14 protein-coding genes are annotated in these 18,505 nt (G+C 59.4%); 6 read left to right on the forward strand and 8 right to left on the reverse strand.

Features of this window, described 5'->3' with window-relative positions:
• Positions 1-1,381: 1,381 nt before the first annotated feature.
• The 5 genes from EN994_RS01550 to EN994_RS01570 are packed head-to-tail and all read left to right on the forward strand — an operon-like array spanning position 1,382 to position 8,837.
• Complete coding sequence (locus tag EN994_RS01550) at positions 1,382-3,976, forward strand: AMP-binding protein (RefSeq protein ID WP_082826410.1); 2,595 nt, start codon at positions 1,382-1,384, stop codon at positions 3,974-3,976.
• Positions 3,976-4,956, forward strand: coding sequence for an NAD(+) synthase (gene nadE / locus EN994_RS01555; protein ID WP_272482884.1), 981 nt, complete (start codon positions 3,976-3,978; stop codon positions 4,954-4,956). The genes EN994_RS01550 and nadE overlap by 1 nt, the downstream gene beginning before the upstream one ends.
• Positions 4,957-4,959: 3 nt before the next feature.
• Positions 4,960-6,981, forward strand: a complete 2,022-nt coding sequence (asnB, locus tag EN994_RS01560) for an asparagine synthase (glutamine-hydrolyzing) (RefSeq protein ID WP_063167487.1) — start codon at positions 4,960-4,962, stop codon at positions 6,979-6,981.
• Positions 6,978-8,531, forward strand: a complete 1,554-nt coding sequence (locus EN994_RS01565) for a class I adenylate-forming enzyme family protein (protein WP_164745783.1) — start codon at positions 6,978-6,980, stop codon at positions 8,529-8,531. Before asnB ends, EN994_RS01565 begins: the two co-directional genes overlap by 4 nt.
• A 39-nt stretch (positions 8,532-8,570) precedes the next feature.
• Positions 8,571-8,837 (forward strand): acyl carrier protein, encoded by a 267-nt coding sequence (locus EN994_RS01570; RefSeq protein WP_013533122.1) that lies wholly within the window; start codon positions 8,571-8,573, stop codon positions 8,835-8,837.
• Positions 8,838-8,896: 59 nt separating this feature from the next.
• Here EN994_RS01570 and EN994_RS01575 read toward each other — a convergent pair whose 3' ends face one another.
• The 7 genes from EN994_RS01575 to EN994_RS01605 all read right to left on the reverse strand — a co-directional run bounded on the left by EN994_RS01575 (position 8,897) and on the right by EN994_RS01605 (position 15,866).
• Positions 8,897-9,589, reverse strand: coding sequence for a class I SAM-dependent methyltransferase (locus EN994_RS01575; RefSeq protein ID WP_164745784.1), 693 nt, complete (start codon positions 9,587-9,589; stop codon positions 8,897-8,899).
• Positions 9,590-9,699: 110 nt separating this feature from the next.
• On the reverse strand, positions 9,700-10,962 hold the full coding sequence (locus EN994_RS01580) for a polysaccharide biosynthesis/export family protein (RefSeq protein WP_063167489.1): 1,263 nt from the start codon (positions 10,960-10,962) through the stop codon (positions 9,700-9,702).
• Positions 10,963-10,978: 16 nt separating this feature from the next.
• A complete protein-coding gene (locus EN994_RS01585; RefSeq protein ID WP_027163967.1) occupies positions 10,979-12,208 on the reverse strand; it encodes a hypothetical protein in 1,230 nt (409 codons plus the stop codon).
• The gene (locus tag EN994_RS01590; RefSeq protein WP_063167490.1) at positions 12,205-13,209 is read right to left on the reverse strand and encodes an SDR family NAD(P)-dependent oxidoreductase; all 1,005 of its coding nucleotides are present in this window, start codon (positions 13,207-13,209) and stop codon (positions 12,205-12,207) included. Before EN994_RS01590 ends, EN994_RS01585 begins: the two co-directional genes overlap by 4 nt.
• 87 nt (positions 13,210-13,296) lie before the next feature.
• Positions 13,297-13,971 carry a sugar transferase gene (locus EN994_RS01595; protein WP_013533117.1) on the reverse strand — a complete coding sequence of 225 codons (675 nt, stop codon included), beginning with the start codon at positions 13,969-13,971 and terminating at the stop codon, positions 13,297-13,299.
• On the reverse strand, positions 13,968-15,104 hold the full coding sequence (locus EN994_RS01600) for a DegT/DnrJ/EryC1/StrS aminotransferase family protein (RefSeq protein ID WP_013533116.1): 1,137 nt from the start codon (positions 15,102-15,104) through the stop codon (positions 13,968-13,970). Before EN994_RS01600 ends, EN994_RS01595 begins: the two co-directional genes overlap by 4 nt.
• A 39-nt stretch (positions 15,105-15,143) precedes the next feature.
• A complete protein-coding gene (locus EN994_RS01605; RefSeq protein WP_013533115.1) occupies positions 15,144-15,866 on the reverse strand; it encodes a sugar phosphate nucleotidyltransferase in 723 nt (240 codons plus the stop codon).
• Positions 15,867-16,346: 480 nt separating this feature from the next.
• Here EN994_RS01605 and EN994_RS01610 point away from each other — a divergent pair, with 480 nt between their 5' ends.
• Positions 16,347-17,021, forward strand: coding sequence for a response regulator transcription factor (locus EN994_RS01610; protein ID WP_063170174.1), 675 nt, complete (start codon positions 16,347-16,349; stop codon positions 17,019-17,021).
• Here the strand turns inward: EN994_RS01610 and EN994_RS01615 are convergent.
• On the reverse strand, positions 17,014-18,505 hold a 1,492-nt coding region (locus tag EN994_RS01615; protein ID WP_127307376.1), incomplete at its 5' end, for a PAS domain-containing protein. The genes EN994_RS01610 and EN994_RS01615 overlap by 8 nt on opposite strands.

The following is an 18,505-nucleotide window of genomic DNA, read 5'->3' on the forward strand; positions in this document are numbered from 1 at the left end:
TCCATATCCATCAACTCGGTCGGGATCGCGGCTTCCGAGCTACGATATAGGCGAGACACTTAAGTATTGCCGCCTGTTGCGCCGCTTTTCGTCCTGCCTGTTCCACTGGTGCTGTTCGACAGGGTCGGCGCGCGGCGTTGTTTCAGCATCCGGATAGGCCGTGTCGTCGACCGTGCGGCCCCGTCGTCCCCCCGAGGCCACCTCGCTCCGGGCTTGCTCATTCGGATTGCAAGCTGCTGACATCAGTCAACGCCTGCAACGGCGCTACGCCACCGGAAATCGGGGTGCGCTTGAGTTCAGGCCCGCGTCAGTAAATCTGGCATCGCGGATAATCCAATAATCTCCCGGCGTCCGGGGCTGGTCATCGGCCTGACGAAAAGAACGGCGTCCAGGAACGATTTCGGCCGGCTGTCGTTGCCTAACATTAGGTATCCCTTATGGACTTTGCGAAATGCCGCTGTGTCAGAATCTATGCCCTCTTGAAATGACGTTCAAATGTCCTCGCTGCGGATTGGCTTTGCTGAAACCCGGGCGCTGGTTCCAGGTTGCGTCCAAATATCGCTGCGAGGGCTGTCACAGCGAAATCCGGATTACGTATCCCGACAAGATTGCACTTTTCCAGAAGTATGCGGATTCGCAGGGCGAGGTCCATCTCCCCCAAAGCATAGCTCAGTCCTGACCAGTCGTTCAGCGGCTAGGCCACGGTCCTGCCAGGAGGGCAGGCGATCTGAAGGCTGACTTCCGGCGGTAGGGTTGCCTGTAGCATGGAACGAAATCCGTTCCCTGCGGTTGGAGTTGTCCAGCTACACGCGATTGAACCGGCCTTGCCCCACAGTCAGGAGCAGTGATGCAAACATACCTGGTGGAACAAATGGAGGGGGATGACGTGGTCGCGGCGAGTAACGTCAATGCGTCCAGCCCGTTCACGGCGGCGACTATGTCAACGGGACGCCAGGTTACCCTGCGGACTTGGGAAAACAATTGGGTTCGTGTAACGGATGAGCTTGGAGGGGAAGTGTTCGCATACTGCTTCGTTTCAAGTACTGGCAAAGCGGATAGCAGCGCGCAGCCCGACACCTCTGTAAGGTAAGGTAGTCCCGCAGCCCGGGCGGGCGCAGGCTGGCCTCTTCATCTTCGAATAATTCAAGCGATTAAGACCGTCTCACGCATCATCCGAATGATTGATGAAAAGATCATGCCGCGGAGCGATAAGCGGCAACAATCCTAGCGTGGGGCCCTTATGTCTCTGGCGCATTTAGAATCTTCGAGGGCGATTCAAACGGTGCAGGCTGACTACCAAGCGGTGGTCCCTTGCCGATGGCTAAAAGCTCCCGATCATGCTCTTGACCATGGCGGGCCTGTTCTACGTCTGCATCAACGGATGGGAACTGGCTTCGCCGACGTTCCTGTCTTTGATCACCTGAGGGAGATCGCCGGGCGTTATTCCGAAAAATTAGCCGCCAGCGACGGCACCAATCGACTGACCTATTCCGAGCTTTTTCGGGCGGTCGAGGCATTGGCCGGCTGGATTGAAGCCGTCGTTCCCGACGGAAATGCGGTTGGAATACTTCAGGCCAACTCGGTCTGGTACACCGTTGCGATGCTGGCCAGCATGGCATCCGGTCGGCCGTCAGTGCCGCTTAACGTGCGAGATCCGGACTCGCGCATCAACGAAATCGTCGCCGACGCGAGGCTCTCCGCCATAATTGGCGACAAAGGCCTCCACGGCCTTGATCTGCCCCAGCACGTTGCCTGGATCGATATGGCGCAATCATTGCAGGCAACGCCCCATCCAGCCGCACACCGTGTGGTTTCTGTCGATGCACCGGCAATCGTGCTTTATACCTCCGGCAGCACGGGCCGCCCCAAGGGGATTGTCAACAGCCAGCGGAACTTGCTGTGCCGAGTGCAGCAATATGTCGATGCGTGCCACATCAATGCACAGGATGTATTCCTGCCTCTGACCGGCCCGGCAACCATCGCCGGCTGTCGGGAAATTCTTGCCGCTCTGCTCACGGGTGCCACGTTGCAGCTTGTGGAGGTTGAAGCCGTCGGCCTGCGCGCGGTTCGCGGCCGCATGCAATCCGAAGGCGTGACGATCACCTATCTGGTGCCGGCATTGCTTCGCGCTCTCTTGGCGGATGAACCCGCGGACGCCTTTGGTTCGCTCAGAGTTGCCCGAATTGGAGGCGAGAAGGTATCTTCGGCCGACATCCGCCTCGTGCGCAAGGCTGTCCCGCCAAATTGCCTGGTGCAGATCGGCTATTCATCGACGGAAACGACGGGATCGCAGTGGTTCTTGCCGCACGATTGGCCGGAATTCGATTCTTCGGCTCCCGTCGGCTGGCTGCTTCCGGGAATCAGCTTCGCAGTGGTCGATGAAGAGGGTTACCCGGTTCAGCCCGGCAAGATCGGAGAACTGTTGATCAGAAGCCCGTATGTCGCGCTTGGACATTGGGAAAACGGGGCCGTTGTTCCGTTTGAAGTAGACCCCGACGACCAGACGCTTCGCATCTTTGCGACGGGCGATCTTGTGCAAATCGGGAGTGACGGCCTGCTGCGGATCATAGGCCGCAAAGGGCGCCAGATAAAGGTCAATGGGCGGCGCGTTGAGCCGGCCGAACTCGAACGGGTGCTGCGTGGCGCGCCGTCGGTGAAGGATGCCGTGGTTATCGTCACCCCGGCGAATGAACTGGTTGCATTCGCCGTACCGCACAGCGGAGCGGGAGCCAGTTTTTGCGACGAGCTGCGCCAACTTGCCAGGACAAAATTGCCGCCGGCGCTTTGCCCGTTGCGACTCCATGCAAGCGCCGAGATACCGCGACTGCCCAGCGGAAAGATCGATATGACAACGCTGGCTGCAATTGACCTTTCGGTTCGGGAAACCACGCCCCCACCGCAAATACCCCATGCGGGACATGAAGTTCCTGCTCATCAGATCGTACGGCGTGCCTGGACCAAGGTCCTCAAGACGCGGGTCGCCCTGGGCTGTTGGGATGAAGCGGGGGGAGATTCGCTGAAGCTGCTGCACTGCGTCATGGAAATCGAAAGCGCGATCGGGCAGGAGCTCGGATTGGAAGCCTTCACGGTTGGAATGAGCTTCGATGAGATGGTTGCAGCGGTCATTTCTGCTCAAGGAGGCGGCGAGCACGCGCCCGCTTGGAAACACGAGCCTCCGCTGCTTTTCCTTTTCCCCGGGTCGGTCGGCTATGGTCCGAGCCTTGCTTCGTTCGCATCGGCAATAAGCAAGGTCGCCAGGGTGTCTCCCATCAGATATCCGGCCCTGGGCATGATCCTGCAAGGTCAGAACACCGTCGCCGCAATGGTCGAAGCTGCAATCGATCATATCAACCGCGTACAGCCGACCGGCTGTGTTCGCCTGCTTGGTCACTCGCTCGGAGGAGCGGTTGCTTTTGAGGTTGCCGCGCGTCTGCTTGATCAAGGGCGAGCGGTAGCGTTCACGGGCATTCTGGATACCAGCCTGGTTGGCGAACGCAGCAAGCGTTGGGAGACGATTACCCGGACATTTCACCGGATCCGAACCAATCGTATATCGGCTAGTCGAGTGGCATGCCGCGCGCTTGCCAAGGTCGCGGTCAAAATGCACTGCGAATCCCGGCTTGCCAGCTTCCTCGATCGCTATGCCGAGGGTCAGTTCAACCCGACGAGCTTCAGAACCAAACTGGAACTGCAGGAAGTTCTGCGCGCGCGCGCCTTCTTCCAGTGGCTCACAGAACCCAGGCCGATACTGCCGATCACCGGCACCTTGTTCCGTTGCGCGCGGCCCGGAATGCCGCTTGCACTTGGGTGGGATCGGGCATTCGTCCATCTGGACGTCATTCCGATCGCCGGCACTCACATCGACATGGTCGTGGAGCCTCATCTGACCATCAATCGCCCGCTCATCGAAAACGCTGTGACTGAGACCTACTCTTCAATCGAGTCACAGAAACGGGAGGCAGTGTCATCGACCTGATCGGGGAATTCAGCAGCGGTGTGCTGGCGCTCGATGCCCGGCTGGAGATCGATCGCATCGTCGAGACCTTGCGCGAACAGGTTCTCGGCACACAACGGCGCCGCGGAGTGGTTGTCGGGCTCTCCGGAGGCATCGACAGTTCGGTCGTCGCAACGGTCTGCGCACGCGCGTTCGGCAGGGACAAGGTACTGGGCCTGTTCATGCCGGAGCGCGATTCATCCGGCGACTCGCTGAGGCTTGGCCGCAGCGTCGCCGGGCAGCTTGGCATCGACACAATCCTTGAAGATATCCAGCCGGCGCTCGAGGGCATCGGTGCCTACGCCCGACAGATGGAGGCCATCCGAACTGCCGTCCCTGGATATGGCGAAGGCTGGAAATGCAAGCTGGTCATGGCATCGGTGCTGGAGAGCAGCGGCCTTAATATCACGCGCCTCACCGTCGAGGATCCGGACGGAAAGATCGACACCGTGCGTCTTTCGCCGGCGGCTTACCTGCAGATCGTCGCTGCAACCAACTACAAGCAGCGGGTTCGCAAGATGACTGAATACTATCATGCGGACCGCCTCAACTATGCAGTGGCAGGCACGCCAAACCGGCTCGAATATGACCAAGGCTTCTTCGTCAAGCAGGGCGACGGCGTCGCCGACGTGATGCCGATCGTCCATCTCTACAAGACCCAGGTTTATCAGCTGGCGGAATATCTCGGGATTGACGAGGAGGTCCGAATGAGGCCGCCGACCACGGACACGTTTTCCATGGCGCAAACCCAGGAGGAGTTCTACTTCGCCTTGCCCTATCAGCTGATGGATTTGTGCCTCTACGGCATGAATCACGGAATTTCGGCCGGCGTGGTTGCCGCCGCCGCCGGCCTGACGGCCGAGCAGGTCGAGAAGGTCTATAAGGATATCGTCAGCAAACGCCGCGCCGCCCGCTACCTTCACGCACGGCCGCAGCTGTCCGCTGCGATGGACAGGGATTGACCCATGTGCGGTATCGCCGGAATTGTGGCGCTGAACGCGGCTGCGGAGCCTCCTTCACGAGCCGCGCTTCTACGAATGGCAGCCGCGCTCTCCCATCGAGGCCCGGACGAGAGCGGCGTTTACCGCGACAGGCGGGCGGGGCTGGCGCATACCCGTCTGTCGGTCATCGATCTCTCGACCGGACAGCAGCCCCTCGCCGACACCGGCGATACCACCTGGATCGTGTTCAACGGCGAGATCTTCAACTACATCGAGCTGCGTGAACAACTCACGGCGCTGGGGCATCGTTTCCGCACCCGCAGCGATACCGAGGTCATCGTGCACGCCTACCGCGCCTGGGGCGTGGCCGCGTTCGAGAGGCTAAACGGGCAGTGGGCACTCGCCATCTGGGATTCGCTGACAGGCCGCCTCGTCCTGTCGCGCGACCGGTTCGGCATCTGCCCGCTGCATTTGTGCGAACATGCTGGCCGCCTTCACTTCGCCAGCGAAGTGAAGGCCATTTTCGCAGCCGACCCGGCGATACCGCGGGCCTTCGATCCGGCGGGGATAGACCAGACTTTCACGCTGTGGACGGTCGTACCGCCGCAAGGCGTATTTCAGGGAGTGAAGGAACTTACCCCCGGCCATGTACGCATCTACGACAATGGCAGCGTTCGTGAGCACGCTTTCTGGAAACCTTGCTATCCCGAGATCGCGGACCAGGCCCATGGCACCTTCACCGGCTCACTGGACGATGCGGTGGACGAAGTGCGTAGCGCCTTGCAGGCCGCGACGGCGCTTAGAATGGTCAAGGCGGATGTGCCGGTTGGCTGCTACCTTTCCGGCGGGCTCGACAGCTCACTTGTCGCCATGCTCGGTAGGCGCTTCGCCGGCGCGCCATTCCAGACCTTCTCGTTGCGTTTTGCTGACGCCGAATATGATGAAACCCGTTACCAGCGGCTGGTTGCAAGTGCGAGCGGCGGCGAGCACCACGAGGTGATGGTTTCGCGCGGTGATATTGCCGAGGTTTTCCCAGATGTGATCCGTCACGCCGAGTGTCCGATTCTCAGGACCGCGCCGGCGCCGTTGTTCCTTCTCTCGAGGCTGGTGCGCGAACATGGCATCAAGGTCGTCCTGACCGGCGAGGGCGCCGACGAGATGTTTGCCGGCTACGACCTGTTCCGTGAAGGCAAGGTCCGCCGTTTCTGGGGGCGGCAGCCCGCATCCGCCCGACGCGCGCGACTGCTGGAACGGCTCTACCCCTATCTGAGCCGGTCGCCCGTCAAGCAGCAGGCGATGGCGCGCCAGTTCTTCGGACACGGTATCCATGCATTTGGCGCGCCCGGCTTCGCGCATGACACCCGCTGGCGCACCACCAGCGCCATCAAACGGCTGTTCTCGGCCGACATGCATGCCGAAGCGGCGCGTCACGACGTGGTGGCGGACCTGCTTGGCCACCTGCCCGAAGAGTTTCCACGATGGGGTCCTCTCGCGCAGGACCAGTATCTTGAGATCAGGACGCTGATGTCGGGCTACCTGCTCTCCTCGCAGGGTGACAGGATGCTGATGGCCCATTCTGTCGAGGGGCGCTTCCCGTTCCTGGACGACAGGCTCGTGGCGTTGGCGAATTCGCTCCCGCCCGACTACAAGCTGCGCATTCTGGATGAGAAACACGTGCTGAAGCGTGTGGCGAAATCGATCGTGCCCGCGGAAGTCGTGGCCCGCAAGAAGCAACCCTACCGGGCGCCCAACGCACTTTGCTTCACGGGCGATGGCGCACCCGCCTATGTCCGCGAAGCACTCTCCGAGACTGCCCTGCGCGCGGCGAATGTCTTTGATCCGAACTCGGTCGCGCGCCTGCTGGACAAATGCGCTGCCAAGACCGGCGATGGGGATCTGTCCAACTCGGACAACATGGCGTTGGTCGGCGTGCTGTCGACGCAGCTCCTCCATCAGCAGTTTGTCGCTAGCCGCCCATCGAGCGCGCATGCGGTCGACCTCAGGATAGACGTCGATCACCTGCACAGGGAAGAGGTGCTGGTATGATGCATGGCGCCGTACCTCTGCTGGACGATTACCTCAGCCATTCGGCCGAACGGCTCGGCGACAAGATAGCGCTGGTGTGCGGCGAGCACCGGCTCACCTATGACGAGCTTGAGACACGCTCCAGCGCGGTCGCCCGTCATCTCGTCACGTCCGGGGTCGCCCCCGGTGACCGCGTTATGATCTTCGCCGACAACACCGTCGAGACCGTGGTCAGCTTCTGGGCGGTTCTCAAGGCGAGCGCCGTTGTGTGCGTCGTCAATCCGCTCACCAAGAGCGACAAGCTGGGGTATTTGCTCAACGATTGCCTTCCGGCAGCATTGATCACCGACAAACATTTGCAGCCGGTCTTTGCTGAGCCGGCGCGTAACTGTCCGTCGCTGCGGCGGCTCATCGTCTCCGGTCAGGTGGACGACGCCGAGCTCCGGGGATTGCCGCATGCCGTGCGCTGGGATGAGGCGGCTGCCGGCCACGGCAAAGCGCCGCCCCGCCGCCGCATCGATATCGATCTCGCAGCCATCATCTACACGTCGGGCTCGACCGGCGAACCCAAAGGCGTGATGCTGACACACAGGAACATGATGACAGCCTGCACGTCTATCGCCTCGTACCTTGAGCTTGGCGAAGACGACGTGATCCTCAATGTCTTGCCCCTGGCCTTCGACTACGGCCTCTATCAGATGATAATGGCATTCCGTACCGGGGCGCGGTTGGTCCTCGAGCGCTCGTTTGCCTTCCACGCACAGATACTTGCGATCATCGAAAGGGAGAGAGTTACAGGCTTTCCCGGCGTGCCGACCATCTTTGCCGCGCTGTCGGATCTCAGGACGCTGAAGGCAAATGATTTTGCAAGCATAAGGTATGTCACGAATACGGCGGCAGCCCTGCCGCTTAAGCACATTCGCCTGCTCCAGGAACTGTTTGCCGCCGCCCGCATCTATTCGATGTACGGCCTGACCGAATGCAAACGCTGCACCTATCTTCCGCCGGACGATCTTGCCCGAAAACCGTTGAGCGTGGGGATCGCCATCCCGAACACCGAAATGTGGATTGTCGATGAGGATGACCGAAGGGTTGGTCCCAATGTCGTCGGCCAGTTGGTCATCCGCGGGGCAACGGTCATGAAGGGCTACTGGGGTAAGCCGGAGGCTACCGCGAAGAAGCTCAAGCCAGGTCCTTTGCCCGGCGAGCAGGTTCTGTACACCGGCGACTACTGCCGAATGGACGAGGAAGGCTACCTCTATTTTGTCGGCCGCAGCGATGAGATCATAAAATCGCGGGGAGAAAAGGTGGCGCCTAGGGAAGTCGAAAACGTGCTGATGGAAATCCCGGGAGTACGGGAAGCCGCGGTTGTCGGAGTACCTGATGACCTGCTGGGGCAAGCAGTGAAAGCGTTTGTCGTCATGGAGCAAGGAACGATCATGGGCGAAAAGCAGCTGCGGATGGAATGTCAGAAGCGATTGGAAAACTTCATGATTCCGAAGTCCATCCAAATTGTGTCCAGTCTGCCGATGACGGACACGGGCAAGCTCAAGAAAATGGCGCTGTCATAAAGCAATTTACGGAAATTATTTGGATCGGAGGCCAATTCAATGCTGAGCACGAACAACAGAATTGACACCTACAGCGATCAAATCCGCGCCTTTCTGGCGTCAAACTTCTACGTAGCCGACCCGCGTGCGCTGGAAGTTGAAACGTCGTTGCTCGATCAGGGCATCATAGACTCGACTGGAGTGCTTGAAGTTATCGGATTCGTCGAGGAGACATTCGGCATCACTGTCGAGGACAGTGAACTTCTGCCGGAGAATTTCGATTCCATCCAGGGAATTGCACGTTACGTGGTCAGCAAGGAAAACTGATCGCCGGGCTACGGCTTGAGGGCGTCGTCCCAACCGGGCGCGCAAACCCATGGCGCGGCTCACGCTGGCGCTTTGGCCCGTGCACAAACCACCCTGGCTTCACCGGCTTTGTTCGCAACCGTGCGAATGCTCTCATAGGCTTTGGAACGCTCAACCAAACTCATGACCTGCCGGTCCTGGCCAAGCCCGACCTCGAAAAGCAGCATGCCACCTTGCCGCAGATAATGCTGCGCCTCCTTGATCACCCGCATATGAATGCTCAGGCCGTAAGGCCCGGCAGCGAACGCCTCACGGGGTTCAAGTTCCATCAGATGCGCGCGGTCGTTTTCGAGCCGCTTCTCCGAGATGTAAGGCGGGTTGCAGACGACCAGATCGATCGTACCTTCGAGCTCCAGACCCGAGAAGGAATTGAAGAGGTCGCCCTGTAGCACCGAAATACGTCCGGCCAGGCCAAGATGGGCAACGTTCCGGCAGGTGGTTTCGACGCAGCTGTCAGTAAGATCGCTCGCCCAGACGCGCGCGGTGGGGACCTTGTATCCAATGGCGCAGGCGAGATTGCCCGCCCCGCAGCACATGTCCACGACACGCGGTACCGGCCTGTTAAGTTCACGAAGCACATTGAGGGCGGTGCTGCCGAGCAGTTCCGTCTCCGGGCGAGGGACGAGCACGCCGGGCGCGACAACCAACTTCAGCCCCATGAAGTCGGTGCGGCCGGTGCTGTAGGCGCTGGCGACATCTATTTCACCAATCACGGCAAACCCGCTTTCTTGATTTCCCAATGTTGATTTCTCAGGCGCCCGGTCTTCATGCCATGGGCGAGCCATCAGCAACGTCGTTCCCGGCTCGGTTCACGTCCGCGCAACTACTGGATCGCCGCGCTCTGCAGTTCGCTGCTGAACCTCACCTCGATGGTGTCTCCAGGCGCAACCTCGGTGTCCTGGTCGACCGGTCGACCTCTTGACGCGTCGCCGGCCCCGCCGGTTATTGTGATCCGCGCCTGAAAGGTTTCGCCGGCGACGGGCAGTGGAAGCGCGGACGCCCCTGATGGCTGAAGCTTCTGGCTGGCTGCGTGGAGCCTTGCAGTGGTCTCGGCGAGGCGAAGGTCGGTGTCCCTCAATTCGTTCAGAAGGCCGATCCTTCTTTGATTTTCATTGCGTTCCTGCTGCCTGACGGAGTCTTCCTGCTGGCGCCGCGTTCTCATCAGTTCGACTGAGGTCTCGAGCGCCCGGCTCGACGACATCAGCACGGCACGCCTGACGTCGGCGAGCCTGCTGTTGGTCAGGTTGCCCGATTCGAACGATTTGGTGACCCGCGCAAGATCGTCCTCATCCTGTTTCACCGCGGCCGCTTCCGTCTGCTCGCGCTTGAGCAGAACCTCGACCTGAGCCTCGGCATCCTTGGCGGTCTTGTCGAGATAGCTTTGCTCCTGCTGAAAATTGTTCAGCGAAATCTTGAGGCCCTCCGCTTCCGCCTGCGCGACCGCCGATATCAATGCATTCGACAGGGGCGAGCCTTGCGGCGGTTGCATGTCAAATTCTGCCTGGTTCTGAAGTTCGGCGCGGATGCGCGCGCCATGAAAGTAGTCCCTGATGTAGTCCCCCCAGATCGACTCGTAGTCGCGTCGCAGATCAACGGGATCAGGTCCGCTTTGGCTTGCCCGAGACCGCAGGAGACTAAAACCGCCGGCGACGGCAATTGCCTGTCGGACAGTCATGAGTGGCCGGTAAGTCTGCTGCCCTGGTGTCAGCACATCGCCAGTCACATAGATCGGACGGTACTCCGCGATCACGGCCGTGACGTCGCTCGGCTTGATGACGATCATTTGCTCCCGTCCATCAGGTAGGCGCTGATGGACTATCTTGGTTGGCAGCACCGCCTCCATGCGCGTCTGCAATTCTGCCGGCGTCAGCCCGCCAACCGGGATCATCCCGAACTCGGGCAGCGCGATCGAGCCATCCATTTGCACGATCGCGCGTTGCGTTCGCTCCGCTATGGAGGCTATTCCTATCTCCACCGTATCGCCGGGCGACAGCTTATAGGCCACCGGCGCTTCAGCCGCGGCTGCGATATCCAGGGCCAGGCAACCGGCAAGGGCTGCAAAGAAAATTCGGCTAACGAAGGCCATCGATGGCAATCTCCCTTTAATTCAGGCCCGGCTGCTGCGGCCAATCGAGATGGGCGACGAATTCGTAGACCGGCCCACCAGGCACCCCCCAATTGCTCGACCAGATCACTTGCGACCCATCAGGGGAGGGTGAGGCATGTGTCTCGCTCCAATAGTCGAACGGAGCGTTTCGCGTCTGCACGATGCGTCGCACCTCCTGACGACCGTCGACACGCAGCGCGATCACTTCGCGCGTGTATGGCGCCCAGTCCGGGTGGCTCCGAACCTCATCGGGATTGCCCCCGTAACTTATAAACGCCCATTCGGGCCTGTCCAAAGCACGCAGCGACGTATGCTCGGCCTCACCGTACTTCGTGAGCGACGTGACCTTTCCATCGGACAACCGACGCTTGATCACCTGATATTTGTCCGGAGCGGATTTGCTGGTTCCGACGTAAATTTCGCTGCCATCCGCATCGAGAGTCAAATCGCCATGGCCGGGCCGATGATGATCCTTCCACGTTTGGCGCAGGGTCCCGTCGACTGCGAAAATGGCTCGCTGTTCGGTGCCGTCGACCAGATTTTGGAAACACAGGATGTTCTCTCCGAGCGGAGAAATGGTGCAGGAGCTGGTCGTTCCGGCAACCTGGGCGAGATCGATGTCCGGGTATTTCAGACGCCGGTCGATGTCGTATGCGAAGACGACAGCAGCTCCATCATTGCGGGTCGCGCGTACGGCAATGCGGTTGCCGTCACGACTAGGATTTCCCTTGGACGGGCCGAATTCGAGATCCCGATATTTCGTTGCGGCATACACTATGTCCTCACGATTGGTGCGGGGCGCCCAGGTCGATATCTTTTGACCATCGACACAGATCATCATCTCCGCGTTTCGAGGGCGCCATTCGCACTCACCCGACTTGTTGCGATGAAACAAAGGGAGGTAGGTTTTCCCGTCGAGGAAACACATGCCGTTGCAGCCGTTCATGAGGACGAGGAGGCTCTGATCCGCATTCCAGGCTTGCGCGCTCGAGTAGCGATGACTGCAATATATTTTGCCGCAGACAATTCCGCTGCCAAGCGCTCCGGGCTGAGTGATCCGAGTAAAGCGGATCCCTGTCGCCGGATCAGTTGCAGGTTTCAGATAAGCGGGCAGATCCATTGCCGGCTCCGTGCCTGCCGCACCGCTCGGCCGGTTTCCGGCTGTGTGCAGCGCCAGCAGAGCGGCCATCAACAGCAAAGCTGGTATGAGCCGCGGAAAGGTCATGTCATGTAGCTCATTTCGCGTCGGACGCGGCCTTCGCTGAGGCGCGAGCGCCACCACTCGATGGTCTTTTCCAGACCATCACGCAAGCTCGTATGTGCCCGCCATCCGACTTTACTTTCAAGGTTCGAGGAATCGGCGAGCAACGCGCGAACCTCGGAGTTTTGCGGCCGCATCCGGCTTTCATCTCGACGAACTGGTTTCCTGGTGCCACTCAACTCGAGCACCAACTCCAAAACGTCCGAGACACTGACGGCGCGCTGGCTGCCTGCATTGTAGGCATGGCCAAATTCAAGCTCGGCCGCCCCTGCCGCCACAAATGCCGCAGCAGTGTCCTCCACAAAGGTAAGGTCGCGGATAGGGCTGGTGTCGCCGACCATGATCGCCGGACAGTTCTCGTCCAGAGCCTGCCTTATGATGGTCGGCACGATGGCCCGCTCGCTCTGGCGCGGCCCGTATGTATTGAACGGTCGCAGGATGACCACCGGCACATCGAAGGACCTGGCATAGGACGCCGCCATCATGTCTGCGCCGATCTTGGATGCAGAGTAGGGGGACTGTCCCTGCAGTGGGTGGGATTCGTCGATCGGCATGGTCAGAGCGGTGCCATAAACCTCGCTCGTGGACGTATGCACAATGCGTTCGGTTTCCCAGTGGCGTGCCGCTTCGAGGACATTCACGGTGCCCAGCACATTGGTTTCCACATAGGATTGGGCAGCCGCGTAGGAGTAGGGAATCGCAATCAGCGCAGCCAGATGAAACACCGCCGCCTGGCCGCGCACGATCCGGTTGATGAACGCGCTGTCACGAACATCCCCACGAATGCATTGCAGCTGGCTTCGAACGTGGTCGGGTAAATCGTCCAGCCAGCCATGGCTGTCGAACGAGTTGTAGAGGGCCAGTGCCGTGACATCGGCGCCTTCGTGCACCAGCGCTTCCGTGAGGTGGGATCCGATAAATCCATCCGCACCCGTGACCAGGACCTTCCTGCCGTGATAGCTCACGACTGCGCACTCCTTTGATCGTGTGAGCTGACAAACTGGCGAACGAACAACGATCCATTCATGCCAAACTCTCCTCACTTTCCAACTCTATCCACTTGCCGCGGGAGGCAGGGACACGCCGAAAACCGCCCTGAAGCCTCGCATTATCCAGACGAGGTCCGATGCAATCGTGCGCCGCGGATAATAGGCGAGGTCGATCGTTGCCTTGGCCGGGAACAGGACCTCTCGATAAAACAGGAGCGGATCAAGGGATGGCGGGTAAAAACAGGCTTCGTGACGGAAGAGAACCTGGGTCGGGCCGAGCAGGCCGGGCTTCCACTGCAGGACGGCTTCATTGCCGCCGCGGAAACAATCGGCGAAGGCAAGGCTTTCCGGCCGCGGGCCGACAATTGCCATGTCTCCCGTAAAAACGTTCCACAGTTGCGGCAACTCATCAAGTTTCGTTGCCGCGAGAAAACGGCCTATCCGCGTCATGCGGCTGTCATCGTTCATGGTCAGCGCAAGGCCGAAAGGATCAGCTGTTGTCTTGAATTTGCGGAACTTGTACATGCGAAATGGTTTTGCGCCGGCACCCAGGCGCGTCTGTGCGAAAAGCACGGGCCAACCACCCTCGACAAAGAGTGCAACAGCAATCAGTAGCATCAGCGGAGCGAGTGCCATTCCCGCTGCTGCGGCGAGGATGATATCCATCGCGCGCCTGGCAATTCCATGGCTGGTGCCAGCTACGGCGGGCCGATGCATCGTCACGTCGAGTGCGTTCATGCCGCGGCTCCCGCGCGCCCGCTGCTTTCAATCGCGGTGGCCAACGCAACAACCACCGACTCGATCGCACTTGCCGTAATTTGCGGGTGTAGTGGAATCGTCAACTCCCGCTGCGCGAAATCCTCGGTCTTCGGCAGATGGATTTCAGTGAACATTTGGCGATAGAGCGTCATCTGGTGCACGGGCGTATAGTGGATTGTGGTCTGTATTCCCTTCGTTCGCAGATGGTCGATCACCGTTTGCCGGTCGACGTCATGTGGCAGGAGGACAGGCATGATGTGATAGGCCGAGGTCCGCGGTTTGCAGAACGGAACTGTCACAGCCGAGCAATAGTCTGCGATCAGACGTCGATAGAGGACGACCAATATGCGCCGGATTTCATTCCATTCCTGCAGGTTCTGAAGCTGGACCAAGCCAATAGCGGCGCGCAATTCATCCATGCGATAATTGAAACCGAGCATCGTCACATCGTATTGCGGCGTGCGGCTGTTCAGCCGCTGATGTGTGCCGCTGGTCATCCCATGTCCGCGAGCCTGGCGGATCGCTTCACGGAGCTGTGCATCCCGGGCGATTACGGCCCCACCTTCCGCGGTGGTCATGTTCTTGTTGCCGTAGAAGCTAAAGGCCGCGGCCGCACCATAAGTCCCCACCTCCTTAAGGCCGGGAGCATGCGCGGCATCCTCGACGATATGCAGTCCTCGCACACGGGCAAATCTCTGCCATTCTTCCCGGTCGGCGAGGTAGCCGGCAAAGTGGACGAGAATGACGGCCTTGGTGCGTCCGGTGCACTTGGCTTCCGCGTCGCTTAGGGACATCAGTGGCACTTCGGCCGACTCTATGTCGACGAATACCGGTGTTGCTCCTACGTAGAGCACTGCATTCGCGGTCGCCACGAAGGTCAGCGAGGGAACCAGAACTTCGTCTCCGGGACCGATCCCAAGTGCATGGAGAATGAGATGCAGGGCGGCGGTGCAAGAGCTGACGGCAACGCAATCGACCGCATCATGCACGGCCGCGAAGGCCTCTTCAAAGGCTCGTACCTGGTCCCCCATCGTCAGCCACCCACTGTCGACAACTTTGGCCAAGGCCGCCTTTTCCGGAAAGCCAAGAATAGGAGCGCTGACCAAGAGCATTACGACCTCCTCATGTTGGCGTGGTCGAGCGTTCAGCCCTCAAGCGGCCGCTGCCGAGACCTCGATCGATGCGGACTGCTCTTCCCAGGCAATGGTTTGTGCGTTTTGAAAATCTTCAACGCGTCCGATATCCAGCCAAAGCCCGTCATGTTTGTAGACGTGCACATTCGTGCCGTTTTGCATCATCTGCAGCATGAGATCGTCGAATCCGAAGGCGATGCCGTCAGGTATAAAACGAAAAACGTCTGGATTCATGCAATATATTCCCATGCTTACCAGATGGGATAGCGTCGGTTTTTCACGAAATACTTGAACGGTATTGTCGACCTCGTCGATGACGCCGAAGTCCATCTTGATGACGCGGGATGCGGTGGCTATGGTGACTGGATCCGTGTGTGTGCGGTGTGATGCCACAAACCGGCTGAGACTGAGATCGGTAAGTACGTCCCCATTGAGAACAATGAACGGCTCGTCCAGTTCCTCCCTGATCAGGGAGAGCGGGCCAATGGTGCCGAGAGGTTCCAGTTCCTGGGTGTAGCGTATCCTTAGATTCCACTGGGATCCGTCCCCGCATACGGTGCGGATCAAGTGCCCCAGATAGCCGGTCGTGACGTAGACTTCCTGAATGCCGTTCCGCCGCAGCCACTTCAAAAGCAATTCAAGAACCGGTCGAGCACCGATCGGCATGAGAGGCTTGGGCAATATGGAAGTGAAAGGCCGAAGGCGTGTTCCCATTCCACCGCACTGAATGACCGCTTTCATCTCGTCCTCCTATTGATACGACTGTCGCGGTGTGATGGGTCCAACCCACCCGGCCGGAAGGTACGCCAGTGTTGGTTTTGCCTCTCCGGAGTGCAGCGATGGTAAGTGGCGCTTAAGAAGGCGTCGTCGTGCATTTGAATGGCACTTTCCCGGCCTTTTGATTCAATATTCCAGTTGGCAGGGCATGGGGGCGGCAGGGCGATCAGAGCTGGGAACTGTTCACATGTCCGGCGCCGGCAACGACCTGCTCGGAAGGGCATCGCTACCGTTCGTACGAAAAAAACACTTCAACATCTGGCCCTGAAATGTGTGCGATTGTAAGCTATATTAGAAGGTTGAAATGTGCCGATGGGCGGCGGCGAGCGTCGACATACGGGGGATCAGCGGGCGGCTGATCTGTGTTGGGTCACCGTACAGTCCATCCAAAGGGAGGTTTCGGCAGCTAGGGACACATGCGGGCTGCCAAAAGGTGGGTGGTTCATGTATCGTATTATCATCGCCGATGATCACGGCTTGTATCGTCGTGGGCTGCGACTGGCTTTGATGGCCGGCATTCCAGACTTGGAAATATTCGAAGCGGCGTGTTTTGATACCGTCATAAGCTTGCTTGAAGATCAGGCGCCTGTTGATCTCGCCATCATCGACCTGAACATGCCGGGACTGTCCGGTCAGGACGACCTTCGCGACGTCTTACCGGCTCATCCCGACACACGGTTTGCAATTGTCTCAGGGACCGATTCACGCGCCGAGATTCTAACTGCCCTCTCGATTGGACTTCATGGCTATATCGTAAAGTCCCAAACGGACGAGGAGGTGGTCCTGGCGGTGAACGAAATCCTGGCTGGCCGCATTTACGTTCCGGCACTTCTTTCACAAAGGTCCAAGGCGTCGGTGCGCCTTCCATCCGAGGCTCCCACGCAAATGCCCCACAGGACCATCAGCGTCAACAATCTGGGCAGGCTTACGTCCAGACAGAAGGAAGTCCTCAGGTTGATGGCTGAAGGTTACTCGAACAAAGAGATTGCCCGCTCTCTTGAAATTGCAGAAGCGACGACGAAGATTCATGCGGCTGCCGTCCTGCGCGAACTTGGGGCACGAAATCGAACGGAAGCCGCGGTTTTGCTGAAGACATGGGCCGCCAGGGACATCAACTAGCGCCGATTGCTTTTGGCGGCAGCCGGACCGAATATTTCAGTCCGTGATCCAGCATCTCAAGCTTGGAAGAGTGGCCCACGATAGGCTCACCGCCGGCTCCGATAATCAACGACCCAAAACCACGCCGAGCCGAGGTGGAGACCCGGCGCTCTCCCGATTCCGACCATTCAAACACTATGTCGGCGCCGGGCTCCTGGGCCACGAATTGCCACACGACCTCGATCCGTCCTGCCGGAGTGCCGAGAGCCCCATGCTTCACGGAATTGGTCGTAAGCTCGTGAACGATCATTGCGAAGCTCTCAGCCGAACCCTCAGCCATTTTTATTTCGGGTCCACTGATCGAAATGTCATGCGTCCCCATATAGGGCTGCAATTCCTGAACGATGAGGTCACGCAGGGAAGCCGACAGGCTGCCATCGCGTGAAAGAAGCAGATGCGTCGCCTGGAGTGCGCCGATCTTTTCGATCAGTGTCTGCTTATAGCTGGCGATATCATTGTCGGGGGCACCAACCATATTCACAAGCGCCGTGATCACCGGAAACAGATTGTTGAGCCTATGGCGCTGTTCAAGCATAGCCCGCTCTCGCTTCTTCGCCGCAGCCCGCAGCAGAATGGTTATGCGCCGATCGGTGAGATCCGCGGCGACTCCTATTCGCTGTGCACGACCGTCGCGCAATTCGTCCCGTCCCCGAAGAGCAATCCAGCGGATATGTCCGCCAGTTCGCCTGATGCGGATCTCAGCGTCATAGTCGGCGCCTGATGCAAGCTCTCCCGGGGCCATCAGATTAGGCAAGTCGGCCGGGTGAACGACCGCAGTCAATTCCTGCAATGGACGGCTCGGCGCGGGTGCCAGCCCCATCATTTCCCAGAACGCGGCTGAGCCCTTCACGGACCCGCTCTCGAAATCTATGCGCCATGTTCCCAACCGGCTTGACGATAGCGCCAGGTCCAACCATTCCTTCTGAGCCCGGAGTGCCTCGCGGGCGGTTCGCTCTCCCGATATGTCGTCCACCACTACAAAAATGCTTTGAGGGAGAGCATCGGCTGGCACGGCCAAAGACAGGGCCAATCTTGTCCACAAAATCGTGCCGTCTCTTCTCAGGAGACGGATCTCCGAGCCAAACGAAGTCGTGTCTTTCAGGCGAGTCAACGCTTCCGCCAAGGTGTGGTTGTCGTCGGGGTGGACGAGTGCGCTGAGCGGCAGACTTGAAAGCTCCTCCTCGACATACCCTGTCATCTCACCAAGACGCTTGTTGGACCGTTGCAACTCTCCGTTCTCATTCATGTTGGCAAAGCCAATGGCGGCACGTTCGAATGCCCAGCGATACCTGTTTTCGGTTGCTTCCAAGGCCGCGAGTCTAGCCTCCGCAACCTGCAAAAGGGTGCGGTAGTCCTGCCTCTGCCGGTGGAAAGTCAGGGCGATCATCCCCCCTGCAACCAGCAGCAGAATGGCTTGAACCCAAAGGCCGACATCGATTGGATGG

Source organism: Mesorhizobium sp. M7A.F.Ca.CA.002.09.1.1 (assembly GCF_003998555.1).
GTDB lineage: Bacteria > Pseudomonadota > Alphaproteobacteria > Rhizobiales > Rhizobiaceae > Mesorhizobium > Mesorhizobium ciceri.

What these genes read in the sequence shown, in the direction of transcription:
- EN994_RS01595 (WP_013533117.1), bottom strand. Translation starts at nt 13,971, where the DNA reads ATGAACGCACTCGACGTGACGATGCATCGGCCCGCCGTAGCTGGCACC.
- EN994_RS01610 (WP_063170174.1), top strand. Translation starts at nt 16,347, where the DNA reads ATGTATCGTATTATCATCGCCGATGATCACGGCTTGTATCGTCGTGGG.
- asnB (WP_063167487.1), top strand. Translation starts at nt 4,960, where the DNA reads ATGTGCGGTATCGCCGGAATTGTGGCGCTGAACGCGGCTGCGGAGCCT.
- EN994_RS01570 (WP_013533122.1), top strand. Translation starts at nt 8,571, where the DNA reads ATGCTGAGCACGAACAACAGAATTGACACCTACAGCGATCAAATCCGC.
- EN994_RS01550 (WP_082826410.1), top strand. Translation starts at nt 1,382, where the DNA reads ATGGGAACTGGCTTCGCCGACGTTCCTGTCTTTGATCACCTGAGGGAG.
- EN994_RS01585 (WP_027163967.1), bottom strand. Translation starts at nt 12,208, where the DNA reads ATGACCTTTCCGCGGCTCATACCAGCTTTGCTGTTGATGGCCGCTCTG.
- EN994_RS01565 (WP_164745783.1), top strand. Translation starts at nt 6,978, where the DNA reads ATGATGCATGGCGCCGTACCTCTGCTGGACGATTACCTCAGCCATTCG.
- EN994_RS01580 (WP_063167489.1), bottom strand. Translation starts at nt 10,962, where the DNA reads ATGGCCTTCGTTAGCCGAATTTTCTTTGCAGCCCTTGCCGGTTGCCTG.
- EN994_RS01605 (WP_013533115.1), bottom strand. Translation starts at nt 15,866, where the DNA reads ATGAAAGCGGTCATTCAGTGCGGTGGAATGGGAACACGCCTTCGGCCT.
- EN994_RS01600 (WP_013533116.1), bottom strand. Translation starts at nt 15,104, where the DNA reads ATGCTCTTGGTCAGCGCTCCTATTCTTGGCTTTCCGGAAAAGGCGGCC.